A 13,720-nucleotide genomic window follows, 5' to 3' on the forward strand; every position below is an offset into this window, starting at 1 on the left:
CGATAGATACATTTCAAGGATCGTAGTTGTTATATCTGTCTCGCGTTAGCACTCAATCCAGAAGAGTGCTAATCCTCCTTCTTATTTAACACAATCTCATTTTCAATGTCAACATCTGAAACGAAGAACGCTAGGCAATGATCAGCCAAGGCGATAGCTAGCGTACGAATACATAGTCAGGTTGGAGAAAGATACATATATTACTGGTAACAAATAAGAGGAGGACCCATCGAATATGAAAGATTTCAAGCGCAGAAAGGGCAATCTTACAGTTAATAGGAAATGGACGCAGCGGCATTGCCGGCAAGAAAAATGATGAGCAGGGCGGACAGGAGGCTGTGAAATTTATTAAGAAAAAAGTAGGGAAGAAGTGGGTTAAATAATAGACGGGTGATTGTCTTTCTTAAACTTCTCCAGACAGCCCTGGCATATGCACGCTTGTCCCCGTTGATTCTCAGGCACTCTTGCGAATATGGCCTCAGGAAAAAAAGCTTGGCTGCACCAGCATGCTCCGTGTGCTTTGCCCGCAATATTGCCGCAGCTGTTATCGTTATTGCAAATGGGACAGTTACTGGCGGTATCTGCTGCCATCGTTGCACCTCCCCTCTTGTCATTGACCAGGGACGTGAATGGATCACGGCCCTGGTGTTGCGGTGTTTCACTCATTGGGGATAGATTTGGCGACTTCAAGCAATTCATCCATCGCAGCAAGCAGAGCTACGGTACTTCACTCCGTACGCACATCCCTTGCTATAGCTGCACCCTCATACGGTTGTTCCTTGGATTATGCTCTACTTCAGCCAGTCCCAATTCTTCCAGCAAAGGGGGCAGGTACATGCCAAACCGTCCGCGGAATCCTTTCTTCAATCCATACCATCCGCCAATCGGATTCTCAGACGAACGTCCCCAAGCCTCAACCGTCCCTTCCTTCGCAGGCTTCCCCTCATCCGCGCTGCCCAGCTCCATCCAATCGCCATGCTGGACAAGCATGGCATGCAAATCTGCTATACAGCGATAGTCATAATGCAGCACGGTTTTTCCTACTGTACAGACCAGAATATCCTTACCATCCTTCTCAGCTCGATACATTTCATATTCGGATGACTGAGGCGGAGTCTTTAATTCCCAAGGGTTTTCCTTTGTTCCTTTTTCCATCGACATGTCAAGCTCCTCCTTTATGCTATGTAAACATTTAAAGTGAGAAAAAACAACAGAGAAACATCCTTCGCACTCTAATTGCGAAATATCATGAATACAACATGCTCTTAACGCTCCTGCCAAGCAGGGTCTCCTGATTTGCGGAATCGATTTATGAAGCTCTTGAAGTTGAAAAATAATACGAGATACACGCCGCATACAGCATAGGTAACAAGAAATCCAAGGTTCAATCCAGCGATCGGGGCCAGAATCATGAACACCAAGTAAAAGACAACTAATGTACTTACACTGTATGAGAATCCATGAATGACAGAAGGGAATACTTTATTCCCGTCTTCAACATGCAAAATGACGATTAGAGGAAATAATGTAGATGGAAAAGAGCTCAAAATTCCCGACCATTTGCTTCCCAATATGACGCCTAAGCCCGTGATCAATAGTATGATCGCTCCTGCAAAAACCGCCCTGATTAGAAGCTTAGCCAGAGAATTCTTCGACTCGCTTTTCACTGCCGGTTCTGTCATTAATGTGCGGATCAATTTGATATTGACCACAAACACGACTATGAAAACGATAACGGCGCTAATGATATGAAGCGGCATATTGTAAAGCATATATCCAACAGCAACAAACATGACCGAGCCCGCTGCACTAGCCGCCAGCATTGCAACCACTTTAGGTCCGGCACTCATTTTCCTCGCGACGGACAGGTAGACGAAACAAAAAATAATGGAGGCAGATAAGCTGGCTATTGCCCAAGGAATGCCGCTAATTAGAAACGCCGTGCCTTTCTCATAAGAAATAAAATAAACGGATAACCCTGTTCCCAGCGGCAGCCCAGCCAGTATGCCCCCTAATGTAGGGTTAACCTTCTTTGAAAGCTCAGATAAAGCAACAACGACTAGTATGGATATGATCATTTTATAAATAATGATATTGCCCGCGATATGTATCCTCACCCTTCTCTATTTCCAATATTATACTATAAACTATCAGGAAAACAGCCATGCAAGGATATTGATGAGGTGATACGGGGGTTCCCGCTCCTTTTCCCCACTATCCCCATGACTCAGTATGACGAACAATCATATGCTTGCTGCTCCCTCGCCCCATCTGAGTAAAGGGGATAGTGCCCATAAGGACACCAGACCCCCATCAATGCACATCCGGCCTTGGTTCGCCATTGTCTTGCAATGCCTTCTCCTAATCCTTCAAAGTTGCCCGTACAGGAATAAAACACCGATGAGCATTGACGACTCATCGATGTTCCATAAGGGGCAGCCTTGGAGATGGCTCTGTCTCTGCACCACAAGCTTCTTCTCCATGCGATGATGGATGTGCATACTACGCTGTTAGAAAACTGTCATTAGGTGAAAATCGTGATGGTCGGAGCAGAAATGGTCGGTGGAGTCGTCAAATCTGATGTTGTGTTGGAGAAGCTTGCGATCTCTAATAAAACAGGGACGCCTACCGATATATCGATTGCTGCCAGAACCAAGTCAGTCGTCGACAATGTGGAGAGCGCGCTCTGCTGCAAAACACCATTAATATATACATTGGCGTAATCGTCCGCCGTTAGAGCGGGCAGAACGGTTATTGGATCGTCGGCGTCGTCAACGAAGCTTGCTGCCGGAATCGTCGTAACCGTAGCACCTATCATTCCAGCGGTTATCGCGGCAAAGTAGCGGGATACGACTGGATTGACAGAGGTTGTAATCACTCCACCGGTAGCTACAGGTGCTGTAGATACGGCCGTATAGACCGGTTTAATTACGGGCATGCTGTCACCTCCTCCACAAGCTGTAATATCCGAATAAATGACTCGGACCTTTAGTAGTAGATGAATGCAGATGGCAGATAGAAACGGCTTATTTACTATAAACCTAATATTTATTCTATAGTGTGCATAATGGAATAGTTGTCTGTCCATGCCGTCGCATCGTTCCACAACATAAAATAATAAAGTTGATAAGGGGGCTGATAATATTGAAATGTCCTGCACGCAGCAAGCGCACAGCCCGCAAAAAAGCAAGAAGGCAAAAAATTCGAAGGCATCGGCATCATAAGAAATGCTGCTGCAAGCAGCGGACTAAATACAGGGGAGCGCGCTGCAGAAATCAGACTGCTGCACGTGTAGGGCCGCAAGGGCCCGCAGGTCCAATGGGACCGCAGGGGCTGCAAGGGATTCAGGGAATCGCAGGCGCATACGGCACTCCGAACAGCGAGGGCTATTTGGAATCACATGAAGGGCCATATGCTGCAGGAGCACAAGGACCGCAAGGAGTACAAGGAGTACCGGGGCCGCAAGGAGCGCAAGGTGTCGTTGGACCGCAAGGACCTCCCGGGTCTGCGGGAATTCAAGGCGCTCAAGGAATCGAGGGCGCTCAAGGAATCCAAGGCGAGCAAGGACCTGTCGGTCCGCAGGGCGAGCAGGGTCCTACAGGACCGCCAAGTATACAGGGAGTTGTGATTACGCCTGCTGCTCGAAGATATTTCTATTCCGCAGCTGCCAATATTGATCTTCCCATCGTTATACCGGCTAATCAATTTATTGATGATAACGGAGTAATGACGATTGTATTTAGCGGCATTGGACCAAGCAGCTATGCGAATGTCTATATTAACGGAATTCTACAGCAGGACAGCCTGTACACAGTGAGCGCTAACGCATTAACCCTCTCTCTTGAGCAGGGCGACATCATTTATCAGGGAACGCCTATCATTCTTGAAACGGTTCAATTCAGCGCCCAAATCATTGTATGAATATCGCCTTCACCCTTCTAATCCGTTATCGTAGTCGTGACGGCAATATCATTAGTTGATGTGGATGTGGCGGATGAAGTGAAGTTCACAACCTCCACAACTATATTTGCTCCCACAAGAAGGGCAGTTCCAATAATCAGGCTCGTCGTAGAAAGTGTCGTTAGTCCGCTGCGCTGCAGTGCACCGTTCACAAATACGTTATAGTAGCCGCTGCTCGTCGGAACCGTCAGACCGCCTGCCGGGATTGCTGCGCCATTGTCGCCAGTAAAGCTCGTTGCCGGAATCGTTGTCGTTCCTCCCAAAATATTGCCAAGCACAACCGTTGCGGTATAACGCCTGACCGTCGGGACTATATTGGTTACTGTCGTGATCGTAATCGTACCGCTTACTACACTCTCCGCTTCAAGATGGATTCTAATAACAGCCATAGTTCCTCCTCACTGCCTTTCGTTAAAGAGTACTATACTCTATGCTGTTTATTATCATTGGCTTGGACGAACATCAAGCAGGAAGGCAGCAGCATCATGCTGTGAAGCATACAATTCGTCAGCCTCTAGGCTTGCACCGGCTTCAATGGCCATACATGTACATCTATCCTACTGCAATAGTGGGCGCAATGCGGCGCTGCTGCTATATCTATTCCGGACAGTTGAAGCATCGTATTGTCGCTGATCTCGTACGCAGCATCCTGCAGCTCCCACGGCTCATGATTGATTTCCGACATCCATATTCGGTTGCGAGACTCGCTATATAGACAATACCTTTCAACCAGCCAATAATCCAACGTCCCTGCCTCTGCGCGATACACTTCAGATATTGGTCGATAGCTCCCCTTGAAAATAAAGCTGCCCTCATTTCTGAAGCTATCATAGACAATCTTCCCGTCTGCCTGACGCTCCAAGCTCATATTCGCGTAGCAATAAGGCAAGTGATAGAATCTTCTGCCGAAGTAGACACCTAGCGCGCTCTTCGCATCCAGACTGAAGAAATAGACGCCAGACTTATCGCCGACCTTCACATACGTTCTAACATTCAGTTCCGGAAACTGCGATAGATAGGGCACAGACGGCGTTCCCCTGAAGCGGATTCCGCTCATCCAGAAAGGCACAATGCTGATCCAAGCCTCTTGTTCATAAGTATCGAGCTCCAGCCCCACAGGAATATGCGGCCTAAGCAATTCCGGCTTTACAGCATAATGCAAAAACAATAGATCACGCCAGCTTTGTTTGATGATCCATGAGCTGCTCGGCGCAGGCCACGGTCTCTGCTTATTCGTTATCATCCGAGCGCCCCCTCATCATCCTTGCAGCATGTAGGTTCTGGTATTGAAGCTGGCCACCGATCAACCCCTTTTTTGACCAATCGCAAACAGTTTTGTTCCAGCCACATATAATGTACCATCCTTACCAATGGCAACAGGAGTATGCAGGGAGTGGTAAAGCGGCAGCACCCAATTTTTTTTCTTGGTTTTTATGTTTAAAGATATCACTCCGCTTCTACTGCTGCTATAACCAGCTTTAGCTTCCATATACGGGAATATAACATTCTGTTTCTTGTCTATTACCGCATTGTCTGTTGCCAAGTAGCTGGATTCTGCTGGAATTCCAAAAGGATTGAATCCCCAAAGTAATTTCCCATTCGAATCATATACCCTTTGACCATAATAGATGTATCCTTGCTCGCTAATAGAAGGACCTTTCCAGTTGTTCACGCTGCCCCTTTTTTCGAAAATCGTCTTCTTGAGTACTCCATGTACATCATACATATATAAACTATCCCCTCCTATTACATAGAGAAGATTATTATAATAGACAGGTGAAGCCAAATTATATCCTTTATAATGCTTGCTAAACAGCTGCTTGCCATCCTTCGTGTATTTCATTAAGTATCCTTCATCAATATTTCTGCTCTTTTTATTAAATTTGAATATACTGAAATATATATTGCCCTTAACAAATACCGGAGATGTATTTTGTGTTGGCAAACTCCCATCGGGAAGTGTAAGATTCTTGTTGACTGTCATTTCACCATCGGATGTAACACCAATCAATCTATGCTTATAAATAAACGTATTTGAATTATTCTTTTTATCAGTACCTGCAAAATAATTTACTATAAAAGTAATGAAACCATCGCTATCTAGAGACACTTCGTCAAATAACCCCTGCCTCATATTCTCATATTTGTTCTCCCATACCAATTCCCCTTCGGTTGTATATTTAGATAGAACCCCTATATATTCCAAGCTTGAATCATTCGTTATACCTTCTCCTGCGACTATGAGAAATTTATCATCATAAAGATATAACCCTCTATTACTGCTTTTAATAGAAAGTGTTGTCGTCCATTTGATTTTTCCGTTTGGATCGATTGCCTTTAACTTGAAGTAGGGGTATTCATCAATAAGAGCAAAAATCGTCCCTTTCGAATCAATTACCATTTGTCTTACAGCGCCGTTAAAAGCAATATTCCACTTAATTTCCGGTTTCGTAATCGCTGTGTAAGGAGATTGTCGAGTCCAATTATTAGATGCAAGAACAGATTCCGATCCTGCACTCACTGCTCCTCCTGTGCTGCTTGCGAGAACAACCATAACCAAAATAATAAACAACAACCTTCTCAATATACTTCCCCCTCCATAACATCTGTCTCTATTTCAATCTCATTCCTACATTCTATACCATATACAATAAATTCCTCTTACTCAATGAAATTCCTCTTTTACATTCAAAAGGGGCTGTCCAATAAGACCCCAAATAAAAAGGTTGGCTGTAGTAGTCGTTTGATTACGCAAAAAAATCGTCCTTTCCTAAATGGGTGTGTGGTAACTTCCATTTTACAAGAAAAGACGATTTTTTTTGTGTTTTTTTACATACAACGAAAACAGGGGCGGACCAGAAGTCAGTTTTCACTGACTTTCTGGACAGCCCCTATTACACATCTGATTTGCTGCAGCACGTGATTTCCCATTTCCCCCTGCCTAGAGGGCAGGTGTACAAGCCAGCCCCCTCTTCACGAGCGGGCAGGTTGGACAGTAGTCCTCTCCCCCGTCGGAGAGCTTGTAATACAGGCAGCAGGTCTTCCGCAGGCGTATCGGCTCGGCAGAGCCGGGAACCTCGCATTTGGGGCTGTAATAGGCAGCCAGCGGGTTTTGTTTTTCCCCGAACAGGGACGCAGGCGCATGATGAATTAAATAGTCGAAATCCTCCTGCCTGCGCAATTTCTCCTCCGCACTCGCTGCCTCAGCCATCCGCTTCTCATACAACACATATACGAAGATCGCTGTGTTCTCCCACAACAGAGACATTGGTATGCGGGCAGCCTTGGATATGGACCGCCATACAGCCGCCAGATGGTCGGCGAATATGCTTCGAATCATGCCATCGCGCCACTCAGCGCGATTCCCGCCGTCAGGCTGCGCCTCACGCCATTCATCCCGGCTCACACCGTCTGGCTCCGTTATCCCGACATGGCCCAGACGCAGTTTGGGCTGCCAGCTATCCTCGTTCCGATAAGCGGATTCGACATTACAATTATCGATAGACAGATCGAAGCCTTTATTATACATCGTTATCGCGTACAGAGCGGGAGAAACGATCAGGAATGCATACCTCTTCGAGAATGTGGACGCCGTGACACTGATAGAGGGGGATTCATACATCACTCCCAATTGCTCCAAATATTCGACACACCGCTGCTTGTTCAACAAATCCCGGGATGAAATAGAAAGCTTGCGATCAGAAGATTCTGCTGCCGTCATTCGCATTTCGCTCGTTAAGTATTCCCATTCCCCGGGCTTCAGCAGCGACGGAGACGATAATGTTTCGCCCATTTTCCTTCCTCCCTTTCCTAAGCTACACGAAGTGTTAATTATTGCGATTCTTGAACAGCAGATAAATAAAGAAAGGCGCGCCGATACCCGCTGTAAAAACACCCGCAGGAACATCAAGCGGCAGAAAAGCGGTTCTCGCTATAATATCCGCCGCACAAACGATCAAACCGCCAATCATCGCACAAACAGGAACCAGTCTGGCGAACGAGCGCCCTACTATTTTCCGAGAAATATGGGGTGCAATTAAGCCGACGAAGCCGATTCCTCCAGCATATGCAACGGCAGAGCCCGCTAATGCCACACTGATAATTAGCAGGCAGAATCGGTGCAGCTGTACTCTCGCGCCCAGGCCGATCGCGACCTGATCTCCGAGCTCCTGCACGTTGACTGCTCTTGAGAAAAACAGCGCGAGCGGTACACATACGAGAAGCCATGGCAGCATGGCGTATACTTCATCCCAATTAGCTCCGTAGACGCTTCCCGTCATCCATATATAGGCTTTGTTTAAGGAGGCCGTCGAGCTGAGGACGATCATCATTGTTGTACTGGCTCCGGTAGCTGCCGCTATCCCGATTCCGATAAGCACCAGCCGAATGGGCGTAACGCCCCTTTTCCATGCCAGCGCATAAATTAGCAGGGAGATGACGGCCGCCCCGAGTATTGCCGCAAGCGGCAGCCAATTCATACTGATCGCACCTGAGAAATATACGATAAAAACAACCGCCGCCACTGAAGCGCCGCCCGTAACCCCGATAATATCAGGGGAAGCCAGCGGATTGCGGATGATCCCCTGCAGAATTAAACCGGATATGCCAAGGGCTGCTCCTACAAGCAAGGAAAGCAGCATGCGCGGCAGTCTAAGCGTGTCAATGGTAAAGCTGTGTTCACCGGTTCCCATGCCCAGCAAATGTTTGAATACTTCGATCGGAGAGATCATCGTACTTCCCATTGACAGACCCGCGATAAACAGAAGCAGCGATAAAATAAACAATATCGAGATGGCGACAGCCGTTCTCCGGCCTGTTGAAAAGGAGAGTCTGCCCCCTCGGTCTCGCACTGTTGTATGATTGCTCATTCCCGCGCAAACCCCCTGCGTGCAATATAAATGAAGAACGGTGTTCCGATGAGCGCCGTCATGACGCCGATGGGCATCTCTTGCGGCATAATGACAAACCGCGCCACCACATCCGCCGCCAGCAGCAAGCTCGCGCCAATCAGCGCACAATAAGGAATGATCCATCGATAATCGATGCCGACAAGCGACCGGACGATATGTGGAACGATTAGTCCGATGAAGCCGATGGAGCCGCCTACCGCGACTGAGCCGCCTGCAAGCACGATGATGACGGCCGCCATCAGCAGCTTCACCAATATCGTCCGCTGCCCCAGTCCTTTGGCTATATCGTCGCCCGATGTCAATATATTGACCGATCGGCCAAGCAGGAACGCCAGAATGACGGCCCCGGCCATGAAAGGCAATATCGGCAGCAGCATATCCAGCTCTCTTCCGGCAACCGATCCCGCCAGCCAGAACAGCACTCCCTCCAAATTTTGCTCGCTAATGACCAGCAGACCTTGGGTGAAGGAGACGAATAAAGCTGAGATCGCAGCGCCTGCCAGCACAATTTTGATCGGAGTCAGTCCACCCCGTCCGAGCGACCCCAGCAAATAAACGAATACGGCCGCAACCCCTGCTCCTATAAAGCCAATCCACATATAGTGAGTTAATGAGGTTACGGATAAAAAGGTAGCGGCAAACACGATAAAAAAAATCGCGCCCGCATTGATTCCGAAAATACTTGGAGAAGCGAGCGGGTTTCGAGTCAATGCCTGCATGAATGCCCCTGCAATCGCAAGACTGGCTCCGATAACAGTTGCAATGACGGCCCGCGATATTCGCGTTGTCGTAATGACAATATGCTCTGTTGAGGACGGATCATAATTCAAAAATGCATCTATCGTCGTTCCAAAGGGGATCGGGATTTGACCAAACGCGATGCTGGAAACAAATGCAGCGACAAATAGGCTTGAAGCAAAAATCAAGCCCCATATTTTCAAGGATGCACGGGGGAATAGATAGGTCATTTTCTCCCTCTTCTTTATCGTATTTGAGAAAAAACAAAAATAGGAGGGCTTGCGCATCCATCCTATTTTTGCGTTCTATTATTTTCTGAAAGGGAGTCTTATTTCGCTAATCCGAAATGCTCATAGACCTCATTCAGCAAATTATTGGCGGAAAGGATGCCTCCCGCATTATTCCACGTCACCTCGTTGACCATATACACCTGGTTGTTCTTCACCGCATCAAGCTCTTTCCACAGCGGATGACTCGTCCATTCGGTGAAGGTTTTCTCGACAGCCGCATCCTCTTCAGCATCAAATTTGAAAATAAAGAATACCTTCGCATTCATGCTCGGAATGCTTTCTTTGCTCGTCAGCTTGAGGACGACTGTGCCTTTATCCACTTCCGCCTGATGCGCAGCCGGACGAACGAAGCCAAGCTCTTCCAGAATATCGCCGGCATAACCCGTCACATAAACACGGGAATGATCGGCTCTAAAGTTCAGAACAGCCTGCTCGACCGGCCATTGATCTCCCAGCTTTTCCTTGACCTTCGCTTTGAAATCAACTACCCGATGATCCCAATCTGCTAGAAGCTGGGCGACCTCGTCCTGTTTATTCATCGCCTTCCCCATCAAATCCATCGTTTCCTTGAATTTATAGACGGTTTCATGAGTAACGGTAGGAGCGATCTCGGATAGCTGCTTATAAACTTCCTCATGCCGCAATTTACTAGCAATAATCAAATCCGGCTTCAGCTTGGCGATCTCCTCCAGATTCGGCTGCGTCTCCAGACCGACATGCTGGACGCCTTCCAGCTCCGCTCTCAAATATTTGTACATGGGCTGCTCGGCCCAGGAATCAACAACCCCTACTGGCTTCACGCCAAGAGCAACTGCAACATCAGTCGCGCCCTGATACAGCGTTACAATTCTTGTCGGTGTTCCTTTAATTTCCGTCTTTCCCATTGCATGTTCAATGACGCGGACCGCATCAGCCTCGTTAGCCGCATTCGCACTGTTAGCGCTGTTGTCGCCGCCCGTGCTGCCGGCCTCCTGCTTATTCCCCTGCACGGCCGGTTCTGTATTGTTGTTCGCTCCGCAGCCTGCGATAACGAATACTGTGAATATAATTGCCGCCAATACCGATAAAGCTTTACGTGATTTGTACATTTCTGTCCCTCTCCCTGTGCCTGTCTAGTCGTGTAATTGATATTGATTCTCATTGATAATTATACGGAAGTTATCCGTAATGAACATGGACATTTAAGACCGGCGTTTGGACGAATCCGACATCAGCAGCTGCTGCGCTTTGTCCAGAAACAGATCATGCGTCAAGGAGGTATAACATGTATAGAGATGCTGACTGTCATACATCGAGTAGACGGCCCCATTCCTGACCGCCTTGAACGCAAGCCATTGCTTGTTCGTCCACAACGCCTGCACTTCTCTGCGGATTGCGCCATCCATGTGAGCCGTGCCGTCATGCTGAAAGCTGGTCAGCAGTATGCGGTCCCCTTCATACGCTGACAGCTCCTCAAGCGTAACCTCTTTATAATGGACAATATCCGCTGCGCCGCTCGGAACGCCCAGCTTAAGATCGCCGTAGAGAACCGTCCCGATATTGCGCTGTCCGTAGACGCACATTCTGCCTTCGCCTATGCCGACAACAAGAATTGCTTCATCTCCGATATGGGCTTGCAATTGCTTGCGAACCTTCTCCGCCTTATGCTCATAGCGCTCCAGCCAGTCGCTTGCTTCCTTTTCCCTGCCTACGATATTTGCAATTGTTATGAACTGATTGCGCCAATCCAGATCATAGGGAAGGGTAACAGTCGTAGCAATTTGATCGAAAATCTTTTCTTTATGCGATTTCTCATCATCGTGGAGCCCACTGGTAATAATTAAATCCGGCTTGGCGCTCACCAGCTTCTCCAGATCCGGATTAAAGCCGCCTACAGCAACCGTGTTGCGGAACCGGCTCGTCACGGGATATGCGTTATTGATTATGGCAGCATAAGGCTCAATGCCAAGCGCAATCAGATGACCGGTAAGAAAATGCTTGAGCGAAGCGATCTTGTCCGAATATTTGATTTTTTTCACATAGGCGGTTGGTGAGCGGCCTGTTGTCGCTTTGAATTTGCGGCTGAAATAAAACTCATCGCTAAAGCCGACGCTCTGGGCAATCGAACGGAAGGAGTCGCCTGAGAGCAGGAGCGATTGCTTGGCTTGGCTGATTCTAATATCGGTCAAATATTCCATCGGGCTCTTCCCGTTCTTTTTCTTGAATGCACGCGAATAATAATCCGCGCTCATGCCCGCCATCTCGGACAGCTGCATCCGGGTAATATGCAATGGATAGTTCTGCTCCATATAATCCATAGTTACACTAATCGCCTGGTTCAAATCCGGCTGCTGCTCGCGAATAGCATCCTGGAAAAGTGCGGCTATCAGCTCCTGGAATATAATATTTGCCTTCATACTATCCCAGCTATTCCCGCTGCGCAGCTTCCTCTCCATCTCATGAATCCGATCAATTAGAAATCGGGAATGTGTAAGGAATAGCTCCACAGGACAATTCAGTGCTGCAGGTGCATAACAGCCTTGCTCCACCGCCTCCAGCGCGTGAAACTGTATGTAATAATAATCGGCCTGAGCATCCTGATGAATCTGAAGCCTGACAGCCGCATGGGGCGGCAGAATGAAAGCTTTATGCGGCTGCAAGGAATAGCTTCGTCCGTCGATAACGATATCTCCCTTCGCCTCCTTCAATAACAGGAGGCCATGGGAAGACGTCTCATGCTGAACAGGAGCCGAATTCGAATTAACGCGCTTAACATGCTCCAATTTATATAAGTAGGAAGCGAGTTTATCAGAAATATTGTTGCTGCTCTTCATTGAACCCAGTCCTCTCCAAGCAAGTGATAATTATTCTCATTATATAGGATGGGTTCAATAAAAGCATTACTTCCGATTCCCATTTTTGTGCGCGAACAGCCCTCCGTTCTCTCGTGACATGCCAACGGATGAGTTCTACGCCTCTGTCACGCAAGAAAAGATTCTCGGTCGGCTGGAGTATGCGCCGTGAGATCGAGCTTATGCGCGGCATTCATTGTTTACAACCACAGACTGCAGCGTACCTATCTTCTGTCGATTTACCATTGAAACATTTTGTTGAAATCGAAGTCTTTATAATCTACTTGCGGGTATCTGGAGGGTTTAGGAATATAAATTGCACTTTTTGAAACGCCGGGTTCTACTACAATATTGAATGCGCCTGTATTTTTATCTAGTAGACCTCCTAAGCTCTTTTTTAGACTAACCGACATAATAATATTGAAGTACTCCACCTCACTTGCACTCGCTATCGGAACGGCTTTTGTAAACGAGCCGTCAATCGGAATGCGGTTTTCCTTAAAATTAGTGACGGCACTGTAGCTGTTGGAACCACCTTTTTTGAAATGCACCCGAACCCCTAAAGACCACTCATAAGCTTCCGGAATCTTAGGATACGTACACTTAATCACATACTTCCCGTTCTCCTTCACAAAGGTTAGCTGATCGGCTAATTTCAGTACGAATTCTTCCGATTTATCGGCCGACATCCGTTCATACTCATCGATGTCCCTCACATTATTAAACGGAATCCCATCGAAATAGGTGGTTGTTCCTTTTTCCTTCTCCTCTGGTTTCACTGGCGTAGATGTATTGCCTTGCGTCGTTACATAGACGGTGCGAATGACCTGCTCCCACTTAACCGCTGCGCCGAAGGCCTCCGCCACATATCTTGCCGGGACATAGGTCCGGCCATCCTTTAACAGCGCCACCGTGTCCATATTTAATTTCTTGTCGCTCACTTCATATTCTTTCTTGCCGATCGTTAACGTCACTTTCGTCGTTCCCGAAT

Annotated in this window: 14 protein-coding genes; 1 reads left to right on the plus strand and 13 read right to left on the minus strand. The window is 47.6% G+C overall.

The genetic code is table 11. From position 1 onward, the window contains the following. Positions 1–375: 375 nt before the first annotated feature. The 4 genes from L6H65_RS20660 to L6H65_RS20675 all read right to left on the minus strand — a co-directional run bounded on the left by L6H65_RS20660 (position 376) and on the right by L6H65_RS20675 (position 2,938). Complete coding sequence (locus L6H65_RS20660) at positions 376–591, minus strand: cysteine-rich CWC family protein (RefSeq protein WP_236344592.1); 216 nt, start codon at positions 589–591, stop codon at positions 376–378. A 159-nt stretch (positions 592–750) separates the two neighbouring features. Beyond that, the gene (locus L6H65_RS20665; protein ID WP_236344594.1) at positions 751–1,161 is read right to left on the minus strand and encodes a DUF6855 family protein; all 411 of its coding nucleotides are present in this window, start codon (positions 1,159–1,161) and stop codon (positions 751–753) included. 104 nt (positions 1,162–1,265) lie between these two features. Then, positions 1,266–2,117, minus strand: a complete 852-nt coding sequence (locus tag L6H65_RS20670; protein ID WP_236344596.1) for a hypothetical protein — start codon at positions 2,115–2,117, stop codon at positions 1,266–1,268. Between the two features lie 407 nt (positions 2,118–2,524). Next, complete coding sequence (locus L6H65_RS20675; RefSeq protein ID WP_236344598.1) at positions 2,525–2,938, minus strand: DUF4183 domain-containing protein; 414 nt, start codon at positions 2,936–2,938, stop codon at positions 2,525–2,527. A 206-nt stretch (positions 2,939–3,144) separates the two neighbouring features. Here L6H65_RS20675 and L6H65_RS20680 point away from each other — a divergent pair, with 206 nt between their 5' ends. Continuing rightward, the gene (locus L6H65_RS20680) at positions 3,145–3,921 is read left to right on the plus strand and encodes a DUF4183 domain-containing protein (RefSeq protein ID WP_236344599.1); all 777 of its coding nucleotides are present in this window, start codon (positions 3,145–3,147) and stop codon (positions 3,919–3,921) included. Positions 3,922–3,938: 17 nt separating this feature from the next. Here the strand turns inward: L6H65_RS20680 and L6H65_RS20685 are convergent, their stop codons facing one another. The 9 genes from L6H65_RS20685 to L6H65_RS20725 form a co-directional block, all read right to left on the minus strand. Further along, positions 3,939–4,349 carry a DUF4183 domain-containing protein gene (locus L6H65_RS20685; RefSeq protein ID WP_236344601.1) on the minus strand — a complete coding sequence of 137 codons (411 nt, stop codon included), beginning with the start codon at positions 4,347–4,349 and terminating at the stop codon, positions 3,939–3,941. 125 nt (positions 4,350–4,474) lie between these two features. Next, positions 4,475–5,203, minus strand: a complete 729-nt coding sequence (locus L6H65_RS20690) for a YqjF family protein (protein ID WP_236344603.1) — start codon at positions 5,201–5,203, stop codon at positions 4,475–4,477. 60 nt (positions 5,204–5,263) lie between these two features. Next, positions 5,264–6,544: a hypothetical protein gene (locus L6H65_RS20695; protein WP_236344605.1), complete on the minus strand. Its 1,281-nt coding sequence runs from the start codon at positions 6,542–6,544 to the stop codon at positions 5,264–5,266. Positions 6,545–6,901: 357 nt separating this feature from the next. After that, the gene (locus L6H65_RS20700; RefSeq protein ID WP_236344606.1) at positions 6,902–7,753 is read right to left on the minus strand and encodes an IucA/IucC family C-terminal-domain containing protein; all 852 of its coding nucleotides are present in this window, start codon (positions 7,751–7,753) and stop codon (positions 6,902–6,904) included. Positions 7,754–7,787: 34 nt separating this feature from the next. Then, complete coding sequence (locus L6H65_RS20705) at positions 7,788–8,828, minus strand: FecCD family ABC transporter permease (protein ID WP_236344607.1); 1,041 nt, start codon at positions 8,826–8,828, stop codon at positions 7,788–7,790. Then, positions 8,825–9,838: a FecCD family ABC transporter permease gene (locus tag L6H65_RS20710; protein WP_236344608.1), complete on the minus strand. Its 1,014-nt coding sequence runs from the start codon at positions 9,836–9,838 to the stop codon at positions 8,825–8,827. Before L6H65_RS20710 ends, L6H65_RS20705 begins: the two co-directional genes overlap by 4 nt. 98 nt (positions 9,839–9,936) lie before the next feature. Beyond that, on the minus strand, positions 9,937–10,986 hold the full coding sequence (locus L6H65_RS20715) for an ABC transporter substrate-binding protein (RefSeq protein WP_236344609.1): 1,050 nt from the start codon (positions 10,984–10,986) through the stop codon (positions 9,937–9,939). A 93-nt stretch (positions 10,987–11,079) separates the two neighbouring features. Then, complete coding sequence (locus tag L6H65_RS20720) at positions 11,080–12,711, minus strand: ABC transporter substrate-binding protein (RefSeq protein WP_236344610.1); 1,632 nt, start codon at positions 12,709–12,711, stop codon at positions 11,080–11,082. A gap of 257 nt (positions 12,712–12,968) precedes the next feature. Beyond that, positions 12,969–13,720 (minus strand): copper amine oxidase N-terminal domain-containing protein (locus tag L6H65_RS20725; protein ID WP_236344611.1); only part of this gene is annotated, 752 nt, incomplete at its 5' end.

The sequence above is a fragment of the Paenibacillus plantiphilus genome, from assembly GCF_927798095.1.
In the GTDB taxonomy this organism is placed as follows: domain Bacteria; phylum Bacillota; class Bacilli; order Paenibacillales; family Paenibacillaceae; genus Paenibacillus_Z; species Paenibacillus_Z plantiphilus.

Excerpts from the sequence above, each read along its gene's own strand:
- L6H65_RS20675 (WP_236344598.1), bottom strand. The coding sequence starts at position 2,938 with ATGCCCGTAATTAAACCGGTCTATACGGCCGTATCTACAGCACCTGTA.
- L6H65_RS20685 (WP_236344601.1), bottom strand. The coding sequence starts at position 4,349 with ATGGCTGTTATTAGAATCCATCTTGAAGCGGAGAGTGTAGTAAGCGGT.
- L6H65_RS20705 (WP_236344607.1), bottom strand. The coding sequence starts at position 8,828 with ATGAGCAATCATACAACAGTGCGAGACCGAGGGGGCAGACTCTCCTTT.
- L6H65_RS20690 (WP_236344603.1), bottom strand. The coding sequence starts at position 5,203 with ATGATAACGAATAAGCAGAGACCGTGGCCTGCGCCGAGCAGCTCATGG.
- L6H65_RS20715 (WP_236344609.1), bottom strand. The coding sequence starts at position 10,986 with ATGTACAAATCACGTAAAGCTTTATCGGTATTGGCGGCAATTATATTC.
- L6H65_RS20720 (WP_236344610.1), bottom strand. The coding sequence starts at position 12,711 with ATGAAGAGCAGCAACAATATTTCTGATAAACTCGCTTCCTACTTATAT.
- L6H65_RS20710 (WP_236344608.1), bottom strand. The coding sequence starts at position 9,838 with ATGACCTATCTATTCCCCCGTGCATCCTTGAAAATATGGGGCTTGATT.
- L6H65_RS20660 (WP_236344592.1), bottom strand. The coding sequence starts at position 591 with ATGGCAGCAGATACCGCCAGTAACTGTCCCATTTGCAATAACGATAAC.
- L6H65_RS20665 (WP_236344594.1), bottom strand. The coding sequence starts at position 1,161 with ATGTCGATGGAAAAAGGAACAAAGGAAAACCCTTGGGAATTAAAGACT.
- L6H65_RS20700 (WP_236344606.1), bottom strand. The coding sequence starts at position 7,753 with ATGGGCGAAACATTATCGTCTCCGTCGCTGCTGAAGCCCGGGGAATGG.